The organism is Waltera acetigignens, from assembly GCF_025567015.1.
Classification (GTDB): domain Bacteria; phylum Bacillota; class Clostridia; order Lachnospirales; family Lachnospiraceae; genus Acetatifactor; species Acetatifactor acetigignens.
On record NZ_JAOQJO010000012.1, the window covers coordinates 59,505 to 86,432 of the forward strand.

General features: G+C 47.8%; 17 protein-coding genes and 1 other RNA gene. 4 read left to right on the top strand and 14 right to left on the bottom strand.

Annotated features, from left to right (window positions below):
- Positions 1-50: 50 nt before the first annotated feature.
- Both OCV96_RS11960 and OCV96_RS11965 read right to left on the bottom strand, forming a co-directional pair.
- Entirely contained in the window at positions 51-2,321 is a 2,271-nt protein-coding gene (locus tag OCV96_RS11960; RefSeq protein WP_262594625.1) for a glycogen/starch/alpha-glucan phosphorylase, read from the bottom strand.
- Between the two features lie 338 nt (positions 2,322-2,659).
- Positions 2,660-3,649, bottom strand: a complete 990-nt coding sequence (locus OCV96_RS11965) for a LacI family DNA-binding transcriptional regulator (RefSeq protein WP_022312642.1) — start codon at positions 3,647-3,649, stop codon at positions 2,660-2,662.
- A 222-nt stretch (positions 3,650-3,871) separates the two neighbouring features.
- On the opposite strand from OCV96_RS11965, the gene tadA reads away from it, so the two are divergent.
- Complete coding sequence (gene tadA / locus OCV96_RS11970) at positions 3,872-4,384, top strand: tRNA adenosine(34) deaminase TadA (protein WP_022312641.1); 513 nt, start codon at positions 3,872-3,874, stop codon at positions 4,382-4,384.
- Here the strand turns inward: tadA and OCV96_RS11975 are convergent.
- The gene (locus OCV96_RS11975) at positions 4,367-5,965 is read right to left on the bottom strand and encodes a glycosyltransferase family protein (RefSeq protein ID WP_227061908.1); all 1,599 of its coding nucleotides are present in this window, start codon (positions 5,963-5,965) and stop codon (positions 4,367-4,369) included. The two genes, tadA and OCV96_RS11975, sit on opposite strands and share 18 nt — an antisense overlap.
- A 21-nt stretch (positions 5,966-5,986) precedes the next feature.
- The gene (locus OCV96_RS11980; protein ID WP_262594626.1) at positions 5,987-7,576 is read right to left on the bottom strand and encodes a hypothetical protein; all 1,590 of its coding nucleotides are present in this window, start codon (positions 7,574-7,576) and stop codon (positions 5,987-5,989) included.
- Between the two features lie 122 nt (positions 7,577-7,698).
- Between OCV96_RS11980 and ffs the strand changes: the two genes are divergently transcribed.
- An RNA gene (gene ffs, locus OCV96_RS11985) (signal recognition particle sRNA large type) lies at positions 7,699-7,867 on the top strand.
- A 154-nt stretch (positions 7,868-8,021) separates the two neighbouring features.
- Positions 8,022-8,912 carry a radical SAM protein gene (locus tag OCV96_RS11990; RefSeq protein ID WP_118538636.1) on the top strand — a complete coding sequence of 297 codons (891 nt, stop codon included), beginning with the start codon at positions 8,022-8,024 and terminating at the stop codon, positions 8,910-8,912.
- Positions 8,913-8,917: 5 nt separating this feature from the next.
- Here the strand turns inward: OCV96_RS11990 and OCV96_RS11995 are convergent, their stop codons facing one another.
- From OCV96_RS11995 to metG, 8 genes are all read right to left on the bottom strand, one after another.
- On the bottom strand, positions 8,918-9,895 hold the full coding sequence (locus OCV96_RS11995) for a DUF6128 domain-containing protein (RefSeq protein WP_118538623.1): 978 nt from the start codon (positions 9,893-9,895) through the stop codon (positions 8,918-8,920).
- A 50-nt stretch (positions 9,896-9,945) separates the two neighbouring features.
- The gene (locus OCV96_RS12000) at positions 9,946-11,034 is read right to left on the bottom strand and encodes a PucR family transcriptional regulator (RefSeq protein ID WP_262594627.1); all 1,089 of its coding nucleotides are present in this window, start codon (positions 11,032-11,034) and stop codon (positions 9,946-9,948) included.
- Positions 11,035-11,390: 356 nt separating this feature from the next.
- Positions 11,391-12,503, bottom strand: coding sequence for an ABC transporter ATP-binding protein (locus OCV96_RS12005; protein ID WP_022153948.1), 1,113 nt, complete (start codon positions 12,501-12,503; stop codon positions 11,391-11,393).
- A 235-nt stretch (positions 12,504-12,738) separates the two neighbouring features.
- Positions 12,739-14,232 carry a sensor domain-containing diguanylate cyclase gene (locus tag OCV96_RS12010; RefSeq protein ID WP_262594628.1) on the bottom strand — a complete coding sequence of 498 codons (1,494 nt, stop codon included), beginning with the start codon at positions 14,230-14,232 and terminating at the stop codon, positions 12,739-12,741.
- A gap of 43 nt (positions 14,233-14,275) precedes the next feature.
- Positions 14,276-14,986 (bottom strand): YesL family protein, encoded by a 711-nt coding sequence (locus OCV96_RS12015; RefSeq protein WP_117466013.1) that lies wholly within the window; start codon positions 14,984-14,986, stop codon positions 14,276-14,278.
- Positions 14,987-15,008: 22 nt separating this feature from the next.
- Complete coding sequence (locus OCV96_RS12020; RefSeq protein WP_262594629.1) at positions 15,009-15,491, bottom strand: GNAT family N-acetyltransferase; 483 nt, start codon at positions 15,489-15,491, stop codon at positions 15,009-15,011.
- Between the two features lie 36 nt (positions 15,492-15,527).
- The gene (locus OCV96_RS12025; RefSeq protein WP_227061897.1) at positions 15,528-16,469 is read right to left on the bottom strand and encodes an alpha/beta fold hydrolase; all 942 of its coding nucleotides are present in this window, start codon (positions 16,467-16,469) and stop codon (positions 15,528-15,530) included.
- A 187-nt stretch (positions 16,470-16,656) separates the two neighbouring features.
- Positions 16,657-18,666, bottom strand: a complete 2,010-nt coding sequence (metG, locus tag OCV96_RS12030) for a methionine--tRNA ligase (RefSeq protein ID WP_262594630.1) — start codon at positions 18,664-18,666, stop codon at positions 16,657-16,659.
- Positions 18,667-19,283: 617 nt separating this feature from the next.
- On the opposite strand from metG, the gene OCV96_RS12035 reads away from it, so the two are divergent.
- Positions 19,284-21,518: a GGDEF domain-containing protein gene (locus tag OCV96_RS12035; protein ID WP_262594631.1), complete on the top strand. Its 2,235-nt coding sequence runs from the start codon at positions 19,284-19,286 to the stop codon at positions 21,516-21,518.
- A gap of 47 nt (positions 21,519-21,565) precedes the next feature.
- Here the strand turns inward: OCV96_RS12035 and OCV96_RS12040 are convergent, their stop codons facing one another.
- Together OCV96_RS12040 and OCV96_RS12045 are read right to left on the bottom strand one after the other, a co-directional pair.
- Positions 21,566-23,311, bottom strand: a complete 1,746-nt coding sequence (locus tag OCV96_RS12040) for an alpha-amylase family glycosyl hydrolase (protein WP_262594632.1) — start codon at positions 23,309-23,311, stop codon at positions 21,566-21,568.
- A gap of 9 nt (positions 23,312-23,320) precedes the next feature.
- Positions 23,321-26,884: a glycoside hydrolase family 2 TIM barrel-domain containing protein gene (locus OCV96_RS12045; RefSeq protein WP_262594662.1), complete on the bottom strand. Its 3,564-nt coding sequence runs from the start codon at positions 26,882-26,884 to the stop codon at positions 23,321-23,323.
- Positions 26,885-26,928 lie beyond the last annotated feature (44 nt).

Consider the following 26,928-nt stretch of genomic DNA (forward strand, 5'->3'; position numbering starts at 1 on the left):
AGGTATTCCGTTCTATTTTTGCATGGCTCGTAGCTAGGCTAACTTTCCATTTATTTCAGCTTCCAGATATCTCTGTTGTACTCTGCAATAGTTCTGTCGGAGGAGAAGAATCCGGCCTTGGCGATGTTCACTAACATCATCTTCTTCCACTTCTGCTGATCCTCGTAATCAGCAAATGCCTGATCCTTTACCTTGATGTAGTCCTCTAAGTCAAGCAGGGTCATGAACCAGTCTTTGTTCAGCAGCTCGTTGTACAGACGCTCCAGGTTCTCCTTTTTGCCGACCTTGAGCACTTCTTTGCTGACGATGAAGTCTACAGCCTCTTTGATCACAGGGCTCTTCTTGTAGTAGTCCTTAGAGACATAATCTGCCTTCTCGTAATGCTTGATCACAGTGTCGCTGTCCTTCCCGAAGATGTAGATATTGTCATCGCCTACCAGCTCATGGATCTCTACGTTTGCACCGTCACTGGTACCCAGTGTTACGGCACCGTTTAACATGAACTTCATGTTACCGGTTCCGGATGCCTCCTTGGATGCCAGGGAGATCTGCTCGGAGATATCGCAGGCAGGGATCAGCTTCTCGGCATAGCTTACGTTATAGTTCTCTACCATAACAAGCTTCATGTAAGGGCTGACTTCAGGATCGTTATTGATAATGTCGGACATTACCAGCAGGAGATGGATGATATCCTGAGCAATCACATACGCAGGCGCAGCCTTTGCACCGAAGATAAAGGTCAGTGGAGTAGAAGGCTTCCTGCCGCCCTTGATCTCCAGATATTTGTGAATGATATACAGTGCATTCATCTGCTGACGCTTATACTCATGCAGACGCTTTACCTGAATATCGAAGATGGAATCGGGATTCAGCTCCACGCCCTCCTTCTCCTTGATATAGGATACCAGTTCTGCCTTCTTGGTCTTCTTGATGTCGTAGATGGCATCCAGTACGGCCTGATCGTCCTTATGCTCTAACAGCTTCTGTAATTCATCCGCATCCTTCTTGTAGCCGTCACCAATGGTCTGGGTCAGGAAGGCAGCCAGCTCATGGTTGCAGGACAGCAACCATCTGCGGAAGGTAATACCGTTGGTCTTGTTGTTGAACTTCTCGGGATAGATCTTGTAAAAATGATTGAGTTCGCTCTGCTTCAGGATCTCGGTATGGATCGCTGCCACGCCGTTGACACTATAGCCATAGTGGATGTCGATATGTGCCATGTGCACTCTCTTGTCCTTGTCAATGATCTGAACTTTTTCGTCCTTATATTTCTTTGCCACACGGTCACTCAGCTCCTTGATGATGGGAACCAGCTGAGGCACTACTTCCTCGATATAAGCCAGAGGCCATTTCTCCAGAGCTTCTGCCAGAATGGTGTGGTTCGTATAAGCACAAGTGTGGCTTACTACGTCGATAGCTTCATCCATAGTGAAACCTTCCTCTGTGGTGAGAATGCGGATCAGCTCGGGGATAACCATGGTAGGATGGGTATCGTTGATCTGGATCGCTACATGCTCGGGCAGAGTATGCAGATCATAACCCTTTTCCTTTACTTCCTTCAGGATCAGCTGGGCACCGTTGCATACCATGAAGTATTCCTGATAGATACGCAGCAGATTACCTGCCTCATCGGAATCATCGGGATACAAGAACAGGGTCAGGTTCTTCTCAATGGCTTCCTTATCAAAAGTGATGCCCTTCTTTACCAGGCTCTCATCTACGGTCTCTACATCAAATAAATGCAGCTTGTTCAGTCCATTCTCATAACCTACGACATCAATATCATAAAGTACGGAAGTCACCTTGCGGTCACCGAAAGATACTTCGAATTTTGTGCCGGTATTGTTCAGCCAGGAATCCTTCTGGATCCAGTCATTCTTCTCGGCATTCTGCAGGTGATCCTTGAATACCTGCTTGAACAATCCGAAGTGGTAATTCAGACCGATACCGTCCCCGGGAAGTCCCAGGGTAGCAATGGAATCCAAGAAGCAGGCTGCCAGTCTGCCTAAGCCCCCGTTACCCAGAGAAGGTTCGGGTTCTGCCTCTTCGATGTCTGCCAGATTCTTGCCGTTCTTCTTCAGGATATCGCTCAGCTCCTCATAGATGCCTAAATTGATCAGATTGTTGGATAACAGCTTACCGATCAGGAACTCCATGGAAATATAATATACCTTCTTGTCTCCTGTAATGGCGGGAGTCTCTGCCATCTTCTCTTTGGTCAGCTGCAGTACTCCGGTGTACAACTGTGCATCGGTGCAGGCACCGATATTCTTGCCATATAATTTGCCGGTGATCTCATTTAAAGTCTGCTCTAAATTCATTTCAAACTCCATTCTGCACGATAGTTTTATTTTTGCCAAAATGAATGTACCGTGCCACACTCATTTTTTCATATTCTTTTTCTTTGTCTGGGTACTATACTTATTTTTGGTATCCCATCCCCTTGTCTCAGCTGTGCCTTGGGTATTTTCTATCCTTTTCGGCCTCCATACCCCTTCCTGCCGCTGCGCCTTGGGTATTTCTTGCACTTTCCGGCTTTTCATACCCTCGCAATACTGAGATTTTGTGTATGTCGTTCTCTTACAATACACAGGATAGCATAGGAAAACGTTTTCCGCAACCTTTTCTTTAATTTTCCTGATTTTTTGTGCAAAATAGCTTAACAGATAATGTCCTTATAGTACATTTTCACGATACTGTGGGGCATGATTACCTGATGCCCTTCCCCGCCGTTCATCAGCTGGTGTACCTCTTCCACGGCTCTGCTGGAGATGCTGTAGAAGTCCTGCCTTATGGTATTCATCTGCTTGCCGACATATCCCATCAGGGTGATACCATCGAAGCCGCACACCGGACGGAAAATATCCATATCGATCAATGCATTCATGGCACCTATGGCCATCAGATCGGAAGCGCAGACCACCACATCCTTATTCTTCGCATATTTCAATGCCACGTTTCTTGCCGTCAGCTCACTGAAGTCTCCCTGTCTGACCATCATGGTCAGATCCAGATCCTTCACCAGACGCTTCATCCCCTTCAATCTCTGATCCGTGACATAACCGTCTCTTCTGCCCGCAATGTAGAGCACTCGTTTACAGTTGTCATCCAGCACGGTCTTCTTCGCCACATCATACTGGGCCTGTTCCTGATCAATGCTGATGGATGTAGTCCTGGAATTGACAATCGGCGCATCCACTACCACACAGGCAAACTGTTTCTCCCGGATCAGCTTCTGCAGCACCTTGTCCTCCTTAGACATGCCATAGATCACCACGCCGGAAATACTCTGGGACAGAAAAGATCTTGTGATCTCTTCCGCCGTCATCCCCGCGATCATGGACGGAAAGATCGTCACAACTTCCACGTTCAGTTCCTTGGCCTTATCCAGTGCCCCTACCAGATACTGCATGAAGATCTGGTCAATGGCCTGGGTCTGTCTATTGGGATCCAGCACCAGCGCGATTCTTCCAAACTGCTTGGAGGAAAGCGCCGCAGCAATGGAATTCGGAATATAATTCAACTCCTTGATGGCGTCCTGTACTTTTTTCTTCGTCTCTTCACTGACATTAGGATAGCCATTTAAGACCTTGGATACTGTGGAAATAGCCACTCCGGCATGTTTTGCAACTTCTTTGATCGATACCATAAATCCCCCGTTCCGTCCGCAGCTCCCTGCGGTCGTCATTCTCGGTTACCATACAATTACGGTTTGTTTCATTTGACGTTTACCTATATATTCTCTATACTATAATTTAACGACAAATTCGTCAATGTACAGCATTTACGAAATATAGTGTGATTTTTTGGAAAAGGTTTTCCAAAGCATAATACCTCGGACAACGCAAGCATCAGAAAGGCTACAGATACCATGGCAGTAATCAAAAGTGTGGAAGAAAAATATATGAAGGAAGCTCTGAAGCAGGCGAAAAAAGCCTATGCCCTGGGGGAAGTCCCCATCGGCTGTGTCATTGTACATGAAGGTAAGATCATCGGTCGTGGTTACAACCGGAGAAATACAGACAAGAATACATTGGCGCACGCAGAGATCACAGCGATCAACAAAGCCAGCAAAGTGATCGGCGACTGGCGTCTGGAAGAATGCACGCTCTATGTGACCCTGGAACCCTGCCAGATGTGCGCCGGTGCCATTGTGCAGGCCCGTATCCCTGAAGTAGTGATGGGCTGCATGAATCCCAAGGCGGGATGTGCAGGTTCGATCCTGAATATACTGGAAATGCCCCAGTTTAACCATCAGGTGAAGGTTACCCGGGGCATTCTGGAAACGGAATGCAGCCAGATGCTGAAGACTTTTTTTGAAGAGCTCCGCATCCGGAACAAACAGGAGAAAGCTGCCAGAAAGGCATCAGGCGATCTCTCGTAAGCTTTCTTCCTGTGTCTGGTTCTGTTCGGTTGTTTTTCTTCTATGCTTCGGTAATCGGGAAATCGCTCTTCCCGTTTCATAAAGTCCCATCGGCACAAAGAGGATCAAAAATACATAGTACGGAAATACATATCTGCTCTGCGCTTCCCAGATGATACTGAACAGGAAGCCACCTACTATGCCAATCAACGGCAGCCACAATGCTGTCGGAATTTCTTTTTTTTGCCACCATCTTCCGCACAAAGCAATTCCAAGTACAAGTCCTGCCAAGTATACGATACTCTGGTAATAATTGGCCAGCTTCCATACTGTTTCATGTATGTTCCCATAGTACAGACTGGTAATCCCGGAGGACAGCGGTTCTCCATCCGTATCAAACGACTCTGTTGCCTTGAGGCTGGAAAACAGCGGTTCGATCCACTGATCTTCCAGTTTTCTCTTAAAGAAATCTCTGGCCATAGCCGGATTCTCCCGGAACTCCCGCAATCGTTCTCGAATATATTCCTTTCCTTCCTGTGCGGCAGGCTCCTGTTGAAAATCATGTTCTGCAAACGTGGTTTGCTGATAGCGATTGTACACCCCGGCCATGCCATCCGTCTCCTGTAATCCCATCGCAATCCAGAGAATGCTCGGAATGCCAATGTCACTGGGATATCCGGAACGGTATTCATACATTACATCTACCGCTTTCACCGTCAGTGCTGCCGTCAGAAGAATTGCAAACCCTGCCAGCAGATATTGTCCCTTCTTTTTCTTCAGGCAGACCAGAACTGCATAAATTCCCACTCCAATGAGTATGATCCATGTATTTTTCCGGGCAAGCACAGCAATCCCTGCCACACATGCCGCCAACGCAATATACCTCTTCTTCTCATAATGTTCATAAGCAGACACCGCCCAGAACATTACCATTCCAAAACTGATACTGAGCACGTCCCCGTAAATATACGGTAAATACAGCAAAAAAGGAATACAGCCCAACATCATAATACAATATACGATTCTAAATATGGCTCTGTCTGTATTCAGTTTCAGGAAACCGTATCCTGCCAGAATCGCCAGTACCCACCATATTACATGCAGGATTTTTGCCGGAGTATAATTGAAATTTCCAAACAGGGCAAACAGCATCTCGTATAATATCCCCAGTCCTTTTTGTTGTTGGTACATCCCCACATAACCTCCGGAGCACAACATAATGAAGTTGCCATCCCGGCAATATGCTGCAAATGCCGTGGCGCTGATCTGATCTCCTACCGGATAATAGGGATTGTTGAGAACGTAGATACTTCCCAGCAGAAACGCAGTAACACTGGTTGCCAACAATGTATAGATGCAGATTTTTTCCTGCTTTATCTGATTTTGGGCAGTCAGCCATTTATCTCCTTCGTAGACGATGACGGATGCCAGCAGGAAAATAACAAAATGTTTCCAGGTACTGTCTTTTATCAGGAGATTTCTGATGCTGTAATCCACCGTTCCGTAATAAGAATACCGACAGGACCAGTAACTCAGGACCAAAAGAATGGGAATCAGACAGACAAGAAATATTCCCAACAGAATACGGTATATTTTTTCCATTAATGTTCCCTCATTTTTATCTTATAGTTCCACATAATTTCTGTCACCGACATATACTGCCAGCTTTTCATTCTCATATTCCAGTATCGGTTCTTCCCCTTCCGGAAATTGCTGTTCAAAGGCTTCACGCATTTCTGTCCGTACGACGTAAGCGGTCCGCATTTCCGTGGGCAACGTCGGGGGATACCATTTCGTACTGGTGAGCCACCAGTATCCGGAAAGACTGGCCATGGTATAGGAATGTCCCATCGTCACCCGGCCGTCCGTGATCAGACAGATCCGTTCGGCATCCCAGAATTCTGCATATCCGTAGTCGATTCCCGCTTCTGTCAGATAATCCGCCACTTCCTGATATTCCTTCAGGTTATCCTGTGTGGTGGCCGCTTCACAGTAGGTGTATTTCAGATTCAGCACCGCGAACAGCGCTACGGCCGTTAAGATCAGACCAGCGAACACCGGCTGTCCTTCCGACATATGATCCACCATCACCGCTACCAGAACAGCTGCTGCGAACCATGCCATGAAAAAGTAATAATGGGCCGCCTCCGCGCTGGTGATCCCGATGATAAATGCTGTGACTCCCACAGAAGCAAGGAGAATTGTCAGTGCATCTTTTTGTCTGTCTGTGCTCTCTGTATTTTTCCGGAACACATACCAGAGTCCATACCCCAACAGGATCAGGAACACCCAGACAAGAAGCTGCATCAGAGAAGCAAAGCTCCCTACCTTTGCATTTCCCACCAGTCCGAAGTTCTCCAACAGGGCTGCCGGAACCCCAAGAAGCAGTTTCTCTACTGCCTCTCCCGGCTGCAGCAGATAGACTGCATAATCTCCTCTGCCGCCGTACAGACAGGATACCAGAAAAGCAAGTACAAGACTTCCCACATAGGCTGTGGCAAGATAACGTCCACCGGGCAGCTTCTGCCGGAGATGTCCGGATTCCATGAATAAAGCGATCACTTCCACTACAAGCAGTGGCAGGATGATGACCTGCAGACATCTCTGTCCTCCACAGTTCAGCAAAACTGCGGCAACAAACAATACCAGCCACTCCAGAAAGGTCTTCCGGGTCATCTGCCGGTTTTCTTTTAATTTCAGGTAAAACAGGATATTAAAAAACAGAAAAATGCCATGAAACACATAATACTCTGCAAATAGGAATAAAAGCAGCGCTACAAAAGGAACCATCTGCCCCTCATTGCGAAAACCGTTGATTGGCAGCGCACACAATACCAGCAATGCCGTAATTGATGCCGGTCTGCTCAAAGATAATTTTCTCAGAAAAAAATAAAATATCCCCAGCAAAATCGCACCCAATAGAACGCAGGTAATCCCCGCCGCCGTCTGCATACTGCCGGTGATACCGTAAAATACGGCTGCAACCGTAGGCATTCCAATGATCCGTCTTTCCGTGCTGGAGATCCAGTCGTTGGGTGTAATATCCTTCTCCACCCAGATCTCCCGGGCCAGCAAAGCCTCTGCTGCAATATCCGAATCCACATGTTGTGCATATTTACACAGGTTCAGGTAGCAAAATACTCCCAGATATATCAGTAAAAGTGCACCTATTATCCATCCCAGCAGGGATATACTTTTTCGCTCGTTTCTCATGGATCCTTCTCCGTAGGCAACTATCTTTCGACAAAATTACATATTATTTTGATTATAACACTCTTCCCTGTTTCCTTCAAGGCAAAGAGGCTTGACAAAAACCGGGGAACAGGATACACTAAAAAGGCCGTACATGTCCGGTATCATGGGAATAGTGATGAAACTCGGTCTTACGCAATGGGAATCTACGAACCGTGTCAGGTTGGGAACAAAGCAGCACTAAGTAGAACCTTCCATGTGCCGTGAGGAAACTGGGTGGAGCTGTTATCCTGGTCCGGCATGTGCGGTTTTGATATTTAAAGTGTTCTGTGAATTCATGGATAAGTCAGTTAAGAGGTTATAGATTGTGTCAGGCGATATGTCATCCCCTTTTTCGGTTTCCAACAGCATAGCATCCGTTTCCGGCGATCTGGCTCCCCAAGATGCCGCATGGTTCCGGAAAATCATGTCCGACTGCATCCTGTGTCCCAGGGCCTGTCATGCCGATCGCCTGGATGGTGGCGTGGGATATTGTGGCCAGACGGCAGATATTATGGCTGCCAGAGCCTCTCTGCATTATTGGGAGGAGCCCTGTATCTCCGGTACTTCCGGTTCCGGTACCGTCTTTTTCTCCGGATGCAACCTGCGCTGTGTCTTCTGCCAGAACCATAACATCGCTCTGGGGAAAGCCGGACGAGTCATCACTCCCGAACATCTGGTGAAAATCTTTCTACAATTACAGGAACAGGGTGCTAACAATATCAATCTTGTTACTCCCACACATTTTCTTCCCCAGATCGTCATTGCCTTACAGCAGGCCAAAAATCAGGGACTGTCCATCCCCATTGTATACAATACCGGCAGTTACGAATCTCCGGAGGCTTTACGCCATCTGGATGGTCTGGTGGATATCTATCTGCCGGATCTGAAATATTTTTCTCCGGAGCTTTCCGCTGCGTATTCGCATGCCCCGGACTATTTTGAGATTGCCTGCGCTGCCATTGCGGAAATGTACCGGCAGGTCTTAGATCCGGTCATGGATCCCGACACCGGGCTGATGCAGCGGGGGATGATCGTACGCCATCTGCTCCTGCCGGGACAAGCGAAAGACTCCAAGAAGATCCTGCGGTATCTCCATGAGACCTACGGGGATCATATCTATATTAGCATTATGAATCAATATACACCTCTTCCGCAGGTGGCAGATATTGAAGCACTCAATCGCACAGTGACACCGGAGGAATATGACCGGGTGCTGCGCTTTGCGGAGCGAATCGGCATTGAACAGGGCTTCCGGCAAGAGGGAAGTGCCGCCTGTGAAAGCTTTATTCCGGAATTTGACGAGCGGGGACTGTGATTCTCTCACAGTTCCACTGCGATCAGATAATATCCGAAATCCCCTTCCCATGCCGGTTCTCTGGTTCCTTCAAAACTTTCAAAGCCAAACATTCTGGCTACCTGTTTTTCTCTTTCATAAAAATTACCCGGGACTCCTATGTAATATTTCACTTCCCCAGAGACTTCCTGACGCATTAATAATAAATGTCTGTAATTATAATAGCCATGCAACAAAAAACTGTTGTGGGTCATCTGATAGCAACGCTCCCGCAACACAACGAAATCCTCCGGACCCACGGAAAGAAATTCTCTGGCATCCCGGAAGGGATGGATGTGGGGGTAGATACTGCTTAATTGCTCCCATTTGGTGTCTTTCATGTGGAGAGTGTGTTCCGTGGGAGTTTTTTTCGAGCTCCGGGCTTCCGATCCACTGACCATTTTTTCGTTTGCGACTACGGTTTCTGCCACTTTTTCGGTCTGTTCACGGGCTTGCCTGCCTTGCTCCTGCACCCGCTCCCGCTGCATCTCCCTATTTTGGGCTTCCTGCTGTTCTGTCTGTATCGGCCGCTTTGCCTGCTCCGGCTGGTTTCCACCTTGCCCCTGTCCTTCGATTTCCCCCACCGTAACCGGTGCAATCGCAGTCACAGGCGCAGGTACTTTCTTCGCACCAGCCGCTCCTGCAAACCGCCCTATGATCTCAAAATTACGTTCCAGGGGAATGCGTATCCCCAGTGTCGGCTCCCAATCCGCTTTTCTGGAAATTCTTTTTTCACAGGAAATGGTCCCCCGTTCTGCCGTCATTTCACATAACAGTTCTTCTCCGCTTTCCCGCTGCAGATACAGCAGCATCATCTCCTTGCCAGACACGATCCCCTGTCCTCTCAGCTGCACCATCAGAATCTCTTCCTTTTCCCAGCTTTCCAGCTTTGCATACCCGGCTCCCCGGATCCGTTGCCCGTTTTCCTGTAATTCCAAATAGCTGATCTGTTTCCGATATGACATAAAATCCCCCCGTATAAAGTTTCTATCTAACTTTATGCGAGGGGTTGTCCTTAATATTCCTGGCTGTCCAGATATTTCATATAATTTACGACCATCAATGCGATCTTGAAAGTCAGTGCATCATCAAAGCTCCGCAGATCCAGGCCGGTGCTCTTCTGAATCTTCTCAATACGATATACCAGCGTATTACGATGCACGAACAACTGTCTGGAAGTCTCCGACACATTCAGATTGTTTTCGAAGAACTTGTTCAGGGTGTTCAGGGTCTCTTCATCCAGATCCATGGGTACATTGTCACCGAAGATCTCCTCAATAAAGATCTTGCACAGATTCACCGGCAGCTGATAGATCAGACGTCCGATTCCCAACGTGCTGTAGGCGATCACCTTTTTCTCTGCGTAGAAGATCTTGCCTACATCCAGTGCCATCTTGGCTTCCTTGTAGGACTTGGATACGTCCTTCAATTCCTGTACCACGGTGCCATATGCCACCTTCACATCCAGAAGAGCCTCCGCATTCATCATGGCTACAATAGTCTCGGCCAGTTCATGCAGTGTCTCAGGTGTGGTGGTGCTCTCAACAGATTTAATCAGGATCAGGCTGGACTCATCCACCGCTGTTACATAATCTCCCGCCTGCGGGGAAAACATGCCCTTCAGCACTTCAGATACAATGCCATCTTTCTCATCCTTGGTCTCAATGAGATATACGGCTCTGGGACAGCTGACTTCCACATGAAGTTTCTTCGCCCGATTGTAAATATCTACCAGCAACAGATTATCCAACAACAGGTTCTGAAAGAAATTATTCCGGTCAAACCGTTCCTTGTAGGCAATGACAAGATTCTGGATCTGACTGACAGCAATCTTACCCACCATATATACGTCATCCGTCATTCCCCGTGCCACCAGTACATATAAAAGATCCCCTTCGTCACGGATCTTCAGAAGGTGATGTACTCCGATCACCTGGCTATCCGCCGGAGAAGCCGCAAAGCCTGTGATCAGATCTGTGGTTATGTCATCCTTTTCCATGGTAGATGCCACTTCGGATCCGTTCAGATCATAGACTCCGAGGTCTACCTTAGTGATTGCTTTTAATTCATCAATGCTTGTCTGTATAATCTGGCCTGTAATCATATTGTCCACGCCTTTCTGTAATATTCCATATCCGTTTGCTCTACTCATAGATGTTGGGGTCAAACGCCCCCGACTGTAATGCCTACGGATTGTTCCGTGCTACGCACTCCCACAATCCTTCCCCTCTATTCGCATATCGTGGGATTATCATCCCACTTTTATGCTCATATCGGGGCGGGTCAAAAGGTCTTTCACCCACTTATGAGCAAGCTCATGTGGGCTTAGACCTTTTGACCCTGGCATCACTATATATTCTTAGTATATCTGATTTACTCACCCCGTGCAAGCAAAATGCATAAAAAAAGCCCTGTCTGCATTCACAGACAGGACCTTGAAATCTCTTATGAAACTTAAGACTAGTTGGTAATAACCTGCTCGGTCTCTTTGTCGAATACGTGGATCTTCTCAACATCCAGAGCGAACTTAACGGTATCGCCAGGTCTTGCAGTGGTACGAGAATCTACTCTTGCGGTCATAGGGAACTCGTCAAGATCGAAGTACAGATATACTTCTGCACCAAGTAACTCATAAACCTTGATGGTAGAGGTAAATACGCTCTGAGGAGAGGTCTCGATGTACATCTCGGAATCATATACATCCTCAGGACGGATACCGAAGGTAACAACCTTTCCATCGTAACCGCCATCGATCAGCTTCTTGGACTTAGCGGGAGGAAGGGGAATGCTGTGGCCTGCGATTACCAGGTTAGCGATGTCGCCTTCTACCTTAACAGTAGCATCCAGGAAGTTCATCTGCGGAGATCCCATGAATCCTGCTACGAACAGGTTGCAGGGCTTCTCATACAGGTTCTGAGGAGTATCTACCTGCTGGATAACGCCGTCCTTCATAACAACGATTCTGGTACCAAGGGTCATAGCCTCAGTCTGGTCATGTGTAACGTAGATGATGGTGGTGCCCAGTCTCTGATGCAGCTTAGCGATCTCGATACGCATCTGTACACGCAGCTTAGCATCCAGGTTGGACAGAGGCTCATCCATCAGGAATACCTTAGGGTTACGAACGATTGCACGTCCCATAGCAACACGCTGTCTCTGACCACCGGACAGAGCCTTGGGCTTACGATCAAGCAGCGGAGTCAAATCCAGGATCTTAGCTGCTTCCTTAACCATCTTATCGATCTGATCCTTGGGAACTTTTCTCAGCTTCAGACCAAATGCCATGTTGTCGTATACGGACATATGAGGATACAGAGCGTAGTTCTGGAATACCATTGCGATATCTCTATCCTTAGGCTCTACATCGTTAACTACTCTGTCACCGATCTTCAGTTCACCGGAAGAGATATCTTCCAGACCTGCGATCATACGAAGGGTGGTGGACTTACCACATCCGGAAGGACCTACGAAAATGATGAACTCCTGATCTGCGATCTCAAGGTTGAAATCCTTAACAGCTTCGAAACCGTTAGGATATACTTTGCAGACATTCTTTAAAGATAAACTTGCCATTTGAAAATACTCCTTTCATATTTACCAATGTTATTTTCTCTCATTGTGAAACGATATGTCTCGTTTGAATCTGAATTCAGTATAACGAAAATCACGAAAATGTGCCATACCACTATTTCACAAAGATTTTGAATCCTATTGTAAGAATTGCTTATAAAGTTTGTTTTTTTTCGAAATGCTTGTCAGATTGAACAAATCCGCCCGCATTTCTTGGACATATTCCACAAGAATCGCCCTACTTTGTCTCATTTCCCGGCTTTTTATAGAAGCTAAGCTGGTTTTTGCCATGTCTTTTTGACACATACAGCGCATTATCTGCGGCTTTGTACAGTTCCTCGAAAGACTTGCCGTCCCCGGGGAAGACCGCTGCTCCCACGCTGGCCGTTACGGAATATTTTACATATTCTCCCACTTCAAACTGATGGAAGAACTGTTCGATCTTCTTGCCTTCCCGTTCGATCATACTGATCTCGCGGATATCCTTCAGAAACACCATGAACTCATCGCCACCGGTACGACCCACGATATCCGTAGCCCGGAACATGGATTGCAGACGTACTGCCAGGCTGCGGAGCACTTCATCTCCGAAGGCATGTCCCATAGTATCATTGATCTTCTTAAAGTTATCAACATCCAGTACGAACAATACGCCCTGCTTGTCCGGGTACTTTTCCATGTATTCCCGGATCTTACGCTCTGTGGCCATCTTATTGTTCAGATCCGTCAATAGGTCGGTATCTGCTTTATCCTCCAACACCTTACTGTGTTCAGAGGCTTTGATGCGTACCAGAATATTGATTGCGGTGATAATAATAAGCGCTACTGCAATGGAAATACTGATCTTGACGATCAGATTCACAATCGGGCCGCGGAAGGACTGCTGGATTCCAGACAGATAGGATTCATCAATACCGACCACCAGGTTCCACTCGGTACCGCGGATTGGAAAATGACAGACGATCTTGCCTACACCGTCTTCCTTAACATGTAAAATGCCGCTGTTGCCCTTCTGCTGCTGTCTTTCAAACAGGGTCCAGCTTCCCAGGCTTTCCGAAATATCTTTCAGGGAATTCCAGAAATCATTCTGCAAAATAGCCGTTCCGTCAGTGGCACCGTAGCATGCCATAATGGTTCCGTTCCGGTTGACCAGAGAGAAAAATGCCTTGTCACCATATACAGAATTGTCGAAGAATTCCTTCATGTTATCCGGGTTCATATAACTGAGCAGATATCCTGTGACATTTCCGGATATCGCAATCGGACACACATAGATAAAGGCAGTCTGTCCGTTGATCCCATCCGTGCCGGCATAAATATAATGGGCGGAGGTTCCGCTGATGCTGCCATAATAGTTTAACTCTGACATATCGAACTCCCGGCGGTCACTCAGCATTCCTTTTCCGTTCACAGCACAATAAGCAGACATATAGGCGTTGCTGGCTTTTACAATGGTGTCCAGCTTCTCATATACAAAAGCATCACTTCTGTCCGGCCGGCTCGCCATAATGTTTGCCATGGCACTCGTGATATCTCCCAGTGCCCCCAGCTTGTCATCTACTCCCGCGGAATAGTAATAGCCGATCTGCTCTGCCTGATCATCCACCACCGTCTGTATGGCTGAATTCATTTTATTATTAAATTCGTAAATACTCAGAACCAGTGCAACAACCAGCAATGCGCAGGGAAAGACCCACTGGAAAACAATTTCCCAAAATTTTCTCTTTTGCATACTCCGAACACCTCTCGTCTGATGCCCCCGCAGGACATTTTTGTTACTTCACGTCTGTTTTCAGGCTTTCATCCAGTTCATCATGGAATACTCTCTCATCCTCTTCCGGCGAGATTTCCGGTGCAGGCTCCTGTTCTGACAACAACTGATCTTCCAGCTTCTGGAAGAATTTATTGTACAGCATGGCAGAGGCATAAGCCGGCAGCGAAAAACCAAACAGGAAAATAATGGGTATCAGTCTTAAAGATACCAGATAAATAATCAACGGAAAAAATGCCATTACGAACATTACAACGGTCTTGGGCAGCTGTAAAATACTCATGATAAATGCATTTCGAATGGTTCCCATGATTGTATTGTCAAATTTGGCAAGTACCGGAAATACATATAAAGAAGTGCAGATCACCAGCACTCCTGCTGCCATGATCAGTACCACCAACACCTGGCTGAACTGCATTCCGGATTTGGTAATAATGTAGTAATCACCGCCAAGGATCGCCGCTACCAGCATAAGCAGCAACCAGATCAGGGTTGCCTGGCGGAAATTGGTCTTAAAGGATTTAAAAAAGCTTCTTGTAATATAACTCTCCTCGTTACGCACGATCTTCAATGCCACATAATGCATGGAAGTCAGCGCAGCTCCAGCGGTAATGACAGGGATGCAGCAGATCAGTGTCAGAATATTGAGCCACATCAGATCTGCCATTTTGTTCAGTACATTCATTAAAGGGCTATCCAGGTCAAAAATTTTCATTTACATCTTATCCTTTTCTGTTTTATAAAAATTTTTCCATGGGGGTCACACGTATTCCGGAAAATGCTTCCTCTTCATGTACCGCATGAAACCCCAGTTTTCGATAGAACTCTACGGCATACGGAGCTGCTTTCAGCGACATATACCGTTCCCCTTCCTCTTTTTTCAGATATTCACACATTCTTCTCATCAGATCCCGTCCGATTCCCCGATGATGATACTCCTCATCGACAAAAAGAAGTGATAAATGATTATAATTCCGCACGGAAGCCGCTCCGATGACTCTCTCACCGTCCAGCGCCACCATCATCTGGTATCTTCCCTGCAGGAACGACTTATAGAGGTGTTCATCCGTAATAAAATCATAAAAGTTACGGATTCCCTCCTCTGTATAATCCACCGCCTCAAATTTCAAAAATGTCTTCCAGATCATATGCATGGCAGGAATCCAGTCTTTGTCTGCCGCCCATCTGATCTCGTAAGTGCCCGCTGCCGTATCCGACATGATGCACCGCCTCTCTGATCCGAAAGCTTTCCGGTCTTAATCCAGTCCCGGAATCTCCCTGCGGATCCATTGATAGATGTCCTCCATGGCCTGTTCACCGTCTTCCTCATTCAAAAGCTCATGTCTGTCATTCTCGTACAGTTTGACGGTAATATTTTTCACACCAGCCTTCTTCAGAGAATCACATGCCTTCCGGACACCCTTACCGTAATCTCCCACCGGGTCCTCGGCACCGGATACCATAAGGATTGGCAGGTTCTGCGGTACCTTCTCCAGATTCTCCTGCTTCTGCAGTCTGCGGATCAGTTCAAACAGCGTCTGGAACCCATTCACAGTAAAGGTAAATCCACACAGCTCATCCGCTATATAGCGGTCCACATTCTCCGGATTCCGGCTCAGCCAGTCACTGGATGTCCTCGGAGCATCGATCCGCTTGTTATAGCCGCCGAAAGCAGCCTTGTCAATAAAACGGCTGATATGCTTTGAACCACAGAACAGCTTCTGTATGCCTGCCATGGCTTTGGAACAAAGGATCAATCCCCCGGACTGCATTCCCGTTCCGACAATTACCGCCCCGTCGACTCCCTTACCGTAACGACACAGATAATTCCTCGTAATAAAGGAACCCATACTGTGTCCCAAAATAACATAGGGCACCTCCGGATAGCTTTCCTCTGTGATCTTCTTCAGCCGATGTACATCCCTTACCACTACCGTTGCCGGATCCTGTTCGCAGAAGTAACCGTAAGTGCCGCCTTCCGCCACAGATTTTCCATGTCCGAGATGGTCTTCTCCGGTAACAAGGATTCCTCTGGCAGTCAGAAATTCAGCCAGGTTCTCATAACGCTCCACATACTCTGCCATTCCGTGCACTACCTGCACAATGCCTTTTACATTGCCGTCATCGGGAGTATATCTCACTGCATGGATACGGCTTTCGCCGTCCCGGGAATCAAAGTAAAATTCTTCCTTAATCATAGGACCTCCTTGGTTACTGGAAAATCATAGGACGCACAAAACAAATGTCAATTTTACAATCATCTGCTTTGGCATCCTATTCATTATATATCATTTCTTATAAAATTTTAAGCCCTATATTGCTTTTTTTGTAAAATAGTAACAGTTCATCCCGCCTCATTCGTAAAGTTGCGTTGTCATATACTATTTAACAGATCTCTGCTCCGGCAGGCATATTCTTCTCCGGGGTGACCAGAGCCAGATTGCCTTCCGCGTCTTCTGCGCACAGGATCATGCCCTCGGACATTACTCCTGCCAGTTTCGCAGGCTTCAGGTTCACCAGTACCATAACCTTCTTGCCCACCATTTCCTCCGGGCTGTAATGTGCTTTGATGCCAGAGACGATCTGACGTACCTGGCTGCCGATCTTCACCTGGCTGCACAGCAGCTTCTTGGACTTGGGCACTGCCTCACAGGAAATGATCTCACCTACCTGGAACTGCATTTTTGCGAAGTCGTCATATTCGATCTCTGTCTTGGGCTCAATATCGATGGCTTCCTGCTCTGCCTTTTCTGCCTCGGCATTTGCCTCTTCCGCTTCATGCTCCGCTGCTGCCTTGATCATGGCTTCTTCCAGCTCTGCCTCTTTTTTTGCTACATCCTTCATATCCAGACGGGCGAAGAGGATCTCAGGCTGATCTGTCACCCTGTTGCCGCTCTCATACAGGCCGAACTGCTCTAACTGATCAAAGTCACGCAGGGAGGTATTCAGCTGTTTTGCGATCTTCTCTGCGGTTTCGGGCATATAAGGCTCTAACAGGGATGCGCCAATGATAATACCTTCCACCAGATTGTACAGAACGGTAGCCAGACGATCTGCCTTGGCTTCGTCCTTGGCCAGTACCCAGGGTTCGGTCTCATCGATGTATTTATTACAGCGTTTGAAGATGCCGAAGATCTCGGTCAGGGCATCTGCTACTCGCAGTTCTTCCATTTTGGCTACTACTTTTGCATAAGTGCCGGTCACAGTCTGTTTCAGATCGGCATCCACTGCTGTATCGTTCTCGGTCAGCTGTACATTCCTATTCTCTACTACACCGCCAAAATACTTGTTGCTCATGGAAATGGTACGGTTCACCAGGTTGCCCAGGGTGTTGGCCAGATCGGAATTGGTACGCTCTGCTACCAGTTCCCAGGTCAGATTACCGTCATTTTCAAAAGGCATCTCATGCAGTACATAGTAACGTACTGCATCTACGCCGAAATAATCTACCAGATCATCCGCATAGACCACATTTCCCTTGGATTTGCTCATCTTGCCACCGCCCATAAGAAGCCAGGGATGTCCGAATACCTGCTTCGGCAGGGGCTCGCCCAGTGCCATCAGGAAAATAGGCCAGTAGATCGTATGGAAACGAATGATGTCCTTGCCGATCAGATGCAGGTCTGCGGGCCACAGTTTCTTGTACTGCTCGGTGCTGTTGCCATCTGCATCGTAGCCGATACCGGTGATGTAGTTGGTCAGTGCATCCAGCCACACGTAGATGACATGCTTGGGATCGAAGGTCACCGGAATGCCCCAGGTAAAGGAGGTACGGGATACGCACAAATCCTGCAGTCCGGGGAGCAGGAAGTTGTTCATCATCTCGTTCTTACGGGAAACGGGCTGAATGAACTCGGGATGCTCATTAATGTGCTTGATCAGTTTGTCTGCATATTTGCTCATGCGGAAGAAATAAGCCTCTTCCTTGGCAGGCTTTACGACACCGCCGCAGTCCGGGCACTTGCCGTCCACCAGCTGGGACTCGGTCCAGAAGGATTCACAGGGAGTACAGTACATTCCCTCGTAAGCTCCCTTATAGATGTCCCCCTGATCATAGAGACGCTTGAAGATCTTCTGTACCTGCTTCTCATGATCCTCATCCGTGGTACGGATGAACTTATCATAGGAAATGTTCAGCAGATCACACAGACCGCGGATGACACCGGCGATCTTATCTACATGTTCCTTGGGAGTGATGCCGGCTGCCTCAGCCTTCAGTTCGATCTTCTGTCCATGCTCGTCAGTACCGGTCTGGAAGAAGACATCATAGCCCTCCTTTCTCTTGAAACGCGCGATGCTGTCAGCCAGTACGATCTCGTAGTTGTTGCCGATATGGGGCTTCGCAGATGTATAGGCAATCGCTGTGGTAAGATAATATTTTCCTTTGCTTTCCATAAATCACATTCTCCTTTTCTTATTTATTTTAATTCCAACGGATCGTTCCGTGCTCCGCACTCTCACAATCCAACCCAATATTCGCATATCGTGAAGCTTACGCTCCACTTTTATGCTCATATCGGGGCAGGTCATCAAGTCATAAAATTACTCTTGTGCAAGCACATCGTAATTTTTGACTTGTGACCTTGTTGCAATAAAAAAGTCTCCTCAAAGAACCTTATGTTCTTCAAGAAGACGAGCGTTGTCTCGTGTTACCACTTCTCTTCGTCTGCGTTTCGCAACACAGACCTCTTCGGGTCCGTAACCCTATCCGCTGTAACAGGCGGATCCTGTCGCAGCCTTGCTTCCACCGTTCCTATTCTCCCCGGTATCCGTTCGGTGCGCCGCTCAGAAGCCATCTTCTCTATCTGTCCGTTCCATTCCTCTCAGCCTTACGGAATGTTCTCTGTAAAACTTCTATGATAAATACTCTCTTCCTCATTGCATTTGCGTATTCTTACAGTAGCACAGGAAATCCGGACTGTCAATGCAGTTTTTGTTGCCATGCAATCGTAAATGTGTATAATGGTATATTATATAAGGTAATTTTTATAACATACATAAGAGGATATAAAATGAAAAAAAGTAAATTACCAAAACAGGCCTTGATCATTCTGAGCATTGCTCTGGTGCTGGTAATTTCCACAGTTATGTGGAGTTCTGCCCAGATCACACAGGATACAGCGGAAGAAGTACAGTCCACTCTCCGGGATGTTGCCACGCAGAACGCCCTGATCGTACAACAGGAGCTCCGTGAAAACTTCAACTTATTATACAGCCTTGCCGATGCGATCAGCGTTTCCCCGGATGCAGTCAATGCAAAATCCATTGCTGCACAGTTGGGATCTTTTGTCTCCACCTATGAGTTTAAACGGATCGGTTTCGTCTCACCGGACGGTCAGGTGATAAGCACCGATGGCTATGTACAGGATCTGTCCAGCAGAGATTTTTTTAAGGATGGTATGCAGGGACTTCCTGGTATTACCAATACCCTCCAGGATCGCCTCGGTACTCCGGAGCCCATCAATGTATTCAGCATTCCCGTATATGATCAGAGTGATTCCATTATCGGTGTTTTATTTGCCACCTATCGGAACCAGCATTTTGAAGAAATTTTAGGCGTGCAATCCTTTAATAATCAGGGATTCAGTTGTCTGGTAAATCAGGACGGTGACCTGATCGCCACATCTTCCAATGCACCGGCTTCCCTGCAGGAAGCCGACCGTATGTCCGATTATCTGACTCAGGATGCCCGTAACGACCAGCCCTTGCAGGATCTGCATACGCTGCTTCAGAGTTCTTCTTCCAACGGTGGTTATTTCTATGGAGGCAGTCAGAAGTATTATTACTATGCGGCTGCAATGGATAATCTCCGCAGCGACAGACAGTGGTTCGCCCTGACTATTGTTCCCGATCAGGTACTTTCCAGTCGTTCCGCTCCGATATTGTTTCAGGTGCGGCTGCTGATCCTGCTGATCATTGTGATCGCCGGAGTCGGTACTTTTGCTTTTGTGCACAGTATCCGGACACGGCGCAGGCAGTTATATCGTCTGGCTTATGTGGATCCTCTGACAAATGGTGATAATTTTGCCTGCTTCAAGGAGAAATTATCCCACCGAGGCGGAGACAGCGGCTTCTATGTTGCCCTGGATCTTCAGGATTTCAAGCTGATCAATAATACCTGTGGTGTGGCCAAGGGTGACGAAACACTGTTGGAAGTATGGAAGATCCTGCAAACCGGTACACATCTGGGTGAATTTTCTGCCCACATCAATGCAGACCGGTTCATCCTGTTCCTGCGGGATAATGACCGGTGTACCTTAGAACCCAGATTGGAGTGCCTGTGTCAGGATATTTCCAATTTGTCCACAAAGCTTAATATTCCGAAACTGTTCCCACTGTGCGGCATCTATGAGACCGCCGATCATAAGGAAATCGAACAGAATTACGGCAAGGCTGTACAGGCCATGTATCCGATAAAAGGAAAACGTACCAGGCATTATGCTTTTTATGATGAGCTGGATATCAAACAGCTCTCCGAGGATCGTCTGATGGAAGATGTCTTCGAAGATGCCCTGAAGAACGGAGAATTCCAGCTGTGGTATCAGCCGAAGGTAGACCCCGTCACCGGAAACATTCTGGGAGCGGAGGCTCTGATCCGTTGGAAGCGCCCCGACGGCACCATGCTCTCTCCCGGCAAGTTCATTCCATTATTTGAGAAAAACGGTAATATCACAACACTGGACGAATATGTGTTCCGCACGGTGTGCGCACAACAGCAGAGATGGCTGCAGGCTGGAGCAAAATTGTATCCGATTTCTGTAAATATTTCCAGAGTCAGCCTATACTACAGCAATGTGGTAGATAAGTACCGGGAGCTTTTGAATTCTTTCCAGCTGGATCCGAAATATGTTCCGCTGGAGATCACCGAGAGTGCTACCATTAATAACAGTGATATCTCCTCCCTGATCGAGCAGTTCCATGAAGCGGGATTTACTCTACTGCTGGATGATTTCGGAAGCGGATATTCTTCTCTGTCTTCGCTGAATGTCATGCATTTCGATACAATCAAGCTGGATAAGAGTCTGATCGATTACATTGGTGACCGGAACGGTGAAAAGCTGCTGTTGCACATCACGCAGCTGCTGCAGAGCTTCGGTATGACTATTACCGCAGAGGGGGTAGAAACTTCGGATCAGGTAGAGTTTCTGAAGAATCTTCACTGTGATGATATTCAGGGTTACTACTTCTCGAAGCCGTTACCGGTAAACGAATTTGAAGATTTTGTAAGAAAGCATACAGGTCTGTAGGGTTCGCCCACAGACCTGTTTTTTATTTCTGTATTCTTTTTTCTGTATCATTCTTCTCCCAGGATCAGGATCGACCAGGCCGGAAGCGTGATTTCTGCACCGGTACGCTCCGCAGTCTCTTCTCCGGTATAAAGCTCCCCAAGCAGTACCAGCTCCTCCGCTGCCGTCTTTCCTATCGTAAGTCCGCTCAGATCTACTGTTGCGGTCTCCGCAGAAGTATTGCCTAACATCAATAAGCTGCTGTTCTCGTCACTTCTTGTCAGGGCAAAGCATTGTTCACCGGAATACTGCTCCAGATAAGCGGTGGTGCCTCTGGCGATCACCGGGTTCTGGTTGCGGACACGGATCACCTGTTTCACATAATTATAGATGGAATCGGGATCCTCCTGCTGTTCTTCCAGACTGTCAAATTTCATCCGGAAATCATCCATATCTGCCGGGCCCTTACACATGCCTTCCGCATTGCCGTCCTTGCTCCAGTACATGGGGGCCCGTTTGTTCTCGTCTTTGCCGGAGCCCTTCATGCCCAGTTCTTCCCCATAATAGAGGAATGCATTGCCATTCATTAAGAGATTAAGGGCATTGCCCATTTTCGTCTGAGCTTCGCTATTCTCCCCGGCATAGTAGCCTGCACTGCGTCCCATATCATGATTGGTGTAGAAGGGAGCATTGATATAATCCGGATTGTACTGCGCATACATGCCCTGCTCTGTTTCCAGATTCTTTGCATAAGATGTTGCCGATGCCTTACCGTTCATCACATTGGCAATGATACCGGACTTGTCGGCAAAAGCAAAATCAAACATGCTGTCCACGCCGCTCTCATAATATTTGGCATAGGTATTCTGATCCGTCCAGCATTCACACACCAGATAATTCTCCGGATCTTTGCCATGAACATAATCCGCGAACCAGCTTAGAATTTCCACATTGTCCTCTGTGGATCCGGTAACATACTCTTTCACCGCATCCAGTCGGAAGCCATCCACACCCATATCCAGCCAGAAGTCCGCGATCTGCTCAAATTCCCGGCGTACCGCCTCATTCTCCAGATTCAGATCCGGCATTCCGTCCCAGAATCTCGCTTCATAATACCAGGCCGTTCCATCCAGCTGCGCATACCCGCCCTGGTATTCTCTGGAAAAATGGTAATAATCCACATACGGGCATTCGGAACTATCCGGTTCCGCCCCTTCCGGCAGGCTCTTCAGATACTCCGCAGCCTGTTGGAACCAGGGATGGCTGCTGGAAGAATGATTCATTGCCAGATCCAGGATCACACGGATCCCACGGTCATGACAGGCCGTCAGCAACTCCTGAAACGTTTCCAGAGTGCCGTACTGCGGATCGATATTCTCATAATCCGTGGTATCGTATTTATGATAGGTGACGGAGGGCATCACCGGCATGAGCCAGATACCATTGATTCCCAGATCCATATCTGTGGTATCATCACCGTCATTCAGATAATCCAGCTTTTCCAGTACGCCCTGTAGATCTCCAATGCCATCACCGTCGCTGTCATAGAAGGAATATACGAAAAGCTCATAGTAGGTACGGTAGTTGTCGTCCGGGATCTGCAGTACCCGGTTGTCCTGCACCAGAGACGTGGTACTGCCGGTGCTGTCAGTGTTACTGTCCGTGCTCTCATCCTGTACGGTGGCAGTCTCATTCTGTGTACCGGCAGCAGACGCATTGCTGTTTTCTCCTTTGCTGCCTCCACAGGCAGTCAGAGACGCTGTCATTCCCACCACCAGTATTGCTGCCCATATTTTTCTGTTCCATTTGCTCATAGTTATCGCTTACTCCTCAGATCCGCTTTTTTCAAACCGGAACCATTTGAAATCAAAATTGCATCCCGGCAGGAAAACGAAGGTCACATTCTGCTCTCCTGTCACTCTTTCCAGAGGGAAACGCAGTTCCCTATATTCCTCGCTGTGCGGGAAGGGAAGTACCTGTGTAGCTCCATCGGTAAACCTAAGCTGGATCGTATTCTGCTGTAAAGGAGTTCTTCCGCAGATGACAATGCTATCGGTTCCCGCTTCTCCAAAGTTCATATCCGTAAATTCGAGAGAGACATTATTGCCGATCTGTTCAACGGCATCCCCGGTTCTCACAAAGCTGTCACCATAGGTAACTCCGTCCGTGAGAGCACTCAGTCTTGCATAAGCTTTTTCCTGTCTGGTGAAATGAAACTCTTTCAGGAAAATTTTATCTTCTGACACCATTGTCAGTTTTGTTACACCCTTTAATCTCCGGGGCAATACGAAGGTATCCGGCTGGAAGACTTCCCAGATGCCCGGCTTCTGATAGGTTATTTCACCCACCAGTGTTCCCTGTGTCCCGGAACCGCTCTCTTCGGGCTCTCCCTTCCATATCTGAATCCGGTGGGGATCATTATCGTTGGCAAAAATGGACAGCGTGATCTCGTCACTTCCGAATTCACCAAAGTCTAACGCTTCATAGACCAGTCCGGTAGGCTGTGCCTTGTCCGTTCCGGCACTGTTCTCCACTCCGCGGCTTACGTCTCCGCCAAAACTTCCGACATAAGAAATACCCGTCACCGGCTCATACGGAGAATGGAACGTCTGTCCCATGCCCTCCACTGCAAAGTCAAGTTGGGAAATCATTTTAATATTGGTTGTTCCGTTACAGGTCATACACCTTACCTGAAAACTGCCATCACTGACGCCTGTGATCCGGATGCTCTCGCCGTCTTCCAGTTCCGCCAGCTTTGCCACAGGGCTGGGGATACCGGAAGCATCAGTAATGCTCCAGAGAAGCTTACGGTCTGTGGCTTCCATGGGATAGATACGGGTATGTAGCAATACATACGGCTTCTCCGGTGTCAATCTCATATAGGGAGCGCTCATTTCCAGTTTCCGCACCGGAACAAATCCGGGATCCACAAAGGCGGGCGGATATTCTCTGTTTTCTTCTGTTGCGCAGACACCGGGACGAATCGGTGCTTCGACTGCCTGTAACGTCACTGTCGCCGTGCGGTGCCCGGCAGCTGCCGTTGCTGTTCCAGTACCGGTTTCATTGGTCATGCTGTTCACTGTGGCTGCCCATGCATCCTCCACAGTCACACGAATCTCCCCCGGCGTAGTTTTTGCTGCGATCATAGCCAGTAATTTCCCCTGGAACAACTTACGTACGGTTCCCTTGTAGGCATCGTAATCGGCGCTGTCACCATTGTCCAGTCCCACCAGTCTTCCAGCACCTTCCACGGTCACTCTCACATAATCGGAGGCATTTTCCACAGGATATCCGTCCCGGTCCTCCGCTGAGATCTCCACAAAGATCATGTCCTCGCCGTCAGCATGCAAGGCTGATTTATTTGCTTTTAATACATAATGATCTGTGTTGCCGAAGGAATGTCTCTCCTGTCTGGCTATCTCCCTACCCGTTTCGTCGTATGCCACGGCACAGATACTGCCGGGCGCATACGGTACTTTCCAGGAAGGCTGCAATACCGTTCCTTTCTGATGATCGATCTGCTGTTTTCCCTGTGACACTCCGTTTACGAACAGTTCCACCTCCGGAGCATTGCTGGTGATCCGCACGTCCACCTGCTGTCCCGGATTAAAATCCCAGTAGGGATATACATGGATCATGGGATCTTTTTTCCCATCCGTCCATTCCGAACGGAAGACGTAGTAGGAGTCTTTGGGAAATCCCGCCGTATCCATCTGTCCGAAATAGCTGTTTTTCGTCTGATAAGGGGTCGGCTCACCGATATAGTCAATGGCTGTCCAGATGAACTGACCACAGGAATAAGGGGTATCTCTGTCCATAGTGATACAGTATTCCGTATTTTTCGCCGCCCAGCTGGTAGTACTGTTGCCCAACGCAGAACACTGTTCGTCCGCTTCGATCAGATTCGCCCTCTCCAACGGAAAATGATACACCCCTCGGCTCTGTACCACAGAGGAAGTCTCACTTCCGTAGATGATCCAGTCCGGATGCTTTTCATGGTGTTCCGCATAATATTTTTCCGCGTAGTTATAGCCCGCCACTTTCACGATATCCGCACATTTCTGGGCATTTTCCCAGGGCATGTAATTGGAACCGATCGTCACCGGTGCCACCTTCCGGTAATCCCACTTTCTGACTGCTGCAAGGAGGCTACGGGTGATCTCCTGTCCATGGGCATCCGCATGGGTATCCGGAATCTCGTTGCCAATGCTCCACATGATAACGGAAGGATGATTGCGGTCTCTGCGGATCCAGCTGCGTACATCCTTCTCCATCCACTCCTTGAAAAATCTGGCATAATCATAAGGATTCTTTGCCATCTCCCACATATCGAACGCTTCGGATACGATCAGAAATCCCATCTCATCCGCCAGTTCCATCAGTTCCACAGCGGGCATATTGTGGGAAGTCCGCACAGCATTGACACCCATGGAACGCATGAGTTCAAATTTCCGGCGCATGGCTTCTTTGTGAAAAGCCGCTCCCAGTGCTCCGAGGTCATGGTGATCGCAGGCACCGTTCAGGCGCACTTTTCTGCCGTTTAATAAAAAGCCCCTGGCAGGATCAAATTGCATGGTGCGGAAACCGATACGGAAATGTTCTTGCTGACATAGTTCCCGGCTGTTGGTCTCCTGCTCTCTCCACAGGCATACCTGCAGATCATACAAGTAAGGATCCGTAATGTCCCATTTTCTAGGATTATCCACAGGGATCGTTATGGATATCTTGTTCTGTCCACAGGTGAGAGGCTGTTTTACCCGGAAGAGCTCCTGGTTTTCTGTTTCTATGGGACTTTTGCTGTTATCAGCATCTCGCAGACAGTATTCCAGTTCATAATTTCCACTATCTGTTCCCCATTCCAGTTCCGTGTCGATGGTCAGATCATAACCATTTTTTGTCTCAACAGAAGATGTATAGATGCCGTCCAGAGGAATATGTGTCTTGGGCAGCCGGATCATCCACACATTCCGATAGATTCCGGCACCGCTGTACCATCTGCTGTTGGGCGCCTGAAATACGACACGCAGAACGATTTCATTATCTCCCTTATGTAAAGCATCCGTAATATCCCAGTCAAAGGTAGAATAGCCGTATTTCCAGTCGCCAAGGTGCTCACCGTTTACATAAATAGAAGAATCCATGTAGCCACCTTCAAAGCGGAGGATGACACGGTCATCATTTCCTGTTTTATCCGGGGCATAGGCAAAGTTCTTCCGATACCAGCCGATGCTGTCTTCATAGAGATTCTTCGTATCATAGATCAACCAGTCATGGGGCAGATCCACCGGCTGCATTTTGGCTTCCCAGATCTGCCTGTCTTCCCATTTCACACCTAATTCCGTTTTGGCAAAATACCAATTATCATTCCATAACGTTCTGCTGTTCATCAAAGTTTTTGCCCTTTCTGTCTGATCCCGGTTTCTGTCCCGTT

What these genes read in the sequence shown, in the direction of transcription:
- metG (WP_262594630.1), bottom strand. Translation starts at nt 18,666, where the DNA reads ATGGAAAGCAAAGGAAAATATTATCTTACCACAGCGATTGCCTATACA.
- OCV96_RS12025 (WP_227061897.1), bottom strand. Translation starts at nt 16,469, where the DNA reads ATGATTAAGGAAGAATTTTACTTTGATTCCCGGGACGGCGAAAGCCGT.
- OCV96_RS12040 (WP_262594632.1), bottom strand. Translation starts at nt 23,311, where the DNA reads ATGAGCAAATGGAACAGAAAAATATGGGCAGCAATACTGGTGGTGGGA.
- OCV96_RS12005 (WP_022153948.1), bottom strand. Translation starts at nt 12,503, where the DNA reads ATGGCAAGTTTATCTTTAAAGAATGTCTGCAAAGTATATCCTAACGGT.
- OCV96_RS12000 (WP_262594627.1), bottom strand. Translation starts at nt 11,034, where the DNA reads ATGATTACAGGCCAGATTATACAGACAAGCATTGATGAATTAAAAGCA.
- OCV96_RS12020 (WP_262594629.1), bottom strand. Translation starts at nt 15,491, where the DNA reads ATGTCGGATACGGCAGCGGGCACTTACGAGATCAGATGGGCGGCAGAC.
- OCV96_RS12045 (WP_262594662.1), bottom strand. Translation starts at nt 26,884, where the DNA reads ATGAACAGCAGAACGTTATGGAATGATAATTGGTATTTTGCCAAAACG.
- OCV96_RS12010 (WP_262594628.1), bottom strand. Translation starts at nt 14,232, where the DNA reads ATGCAAAAGAGAAAATTTTGGGAAATTGTTTTCCAGTGGGTCTTTCCC.
- OCV96_RS11975 (WP_227061908.1), bottom strand. Translation starts at nt 5,965, where the DNA reads ATGGAAAAAATATACCGTATTCTGTTGGGAATATTTCTTGTCTGTCTG.
- OCV96_RS11995 (WP_118538623.1), bottom strand. Translation starts at nt 9,895, where the DNA reads ATGTCATATCGGAAACAGATCAGCTATTTGGAATTACAGGAAAACGGG.
- OCV96_RS11960 (WP_262594625.1), bottom strand. Translation starts at nt 2,321, where the DNA reads ATGAATTTAGAGCAGACTTTAAATGAGATCACCGGCAAATTATATGGC.
- tadA (WP_022312641.1), top strand. Translation starts at nt 3,872, where the DNA reads ATGGCAGTAATCAAAAGTGTGGAAGAAAAATATATGAAGGAAGCTCTG.
- OCV96_RS11990 (WP_118538636.1), top strand. Translation starts at nt 8,022, where the DNA reads ATGTCCGACTGCATCCTGTGTCCCAGGGCCTGTCATGCCGATCGCCTG.
- OCV96_RS11965 (WP_022312642.1), bottom strand. Translation starts at nt 3,649, where the DNA reads ATGGTATCGATCAAAGAAGTTGCAAAACATGCCGGAGTGGCTATTTCC.
- OCV96_RS12015 (WP_117466013.1), bottom strand. Translation starts at nt 14,986, where the DNA reads ATGAAAATTTTTGACCTGGATAGCCCTTTAATGAATGTACTGAACAAA.
- OCV96_RS12035 (WP_262594631.1), top strand. Translation starts at nt 19,284, where the DNA reads ATGAAAAAAAGTAAATTACCAAAACAGGCCTTGATCATTCTGAGCATT.
- OCV96_RS11980 (WP_262594626.1), bottom strand. Translation starts at nt 7,576, where the DNA reads ATGAGAAACGAGCGAAAAAGTATATCCCTGCTGGGATGGATAATAGGT.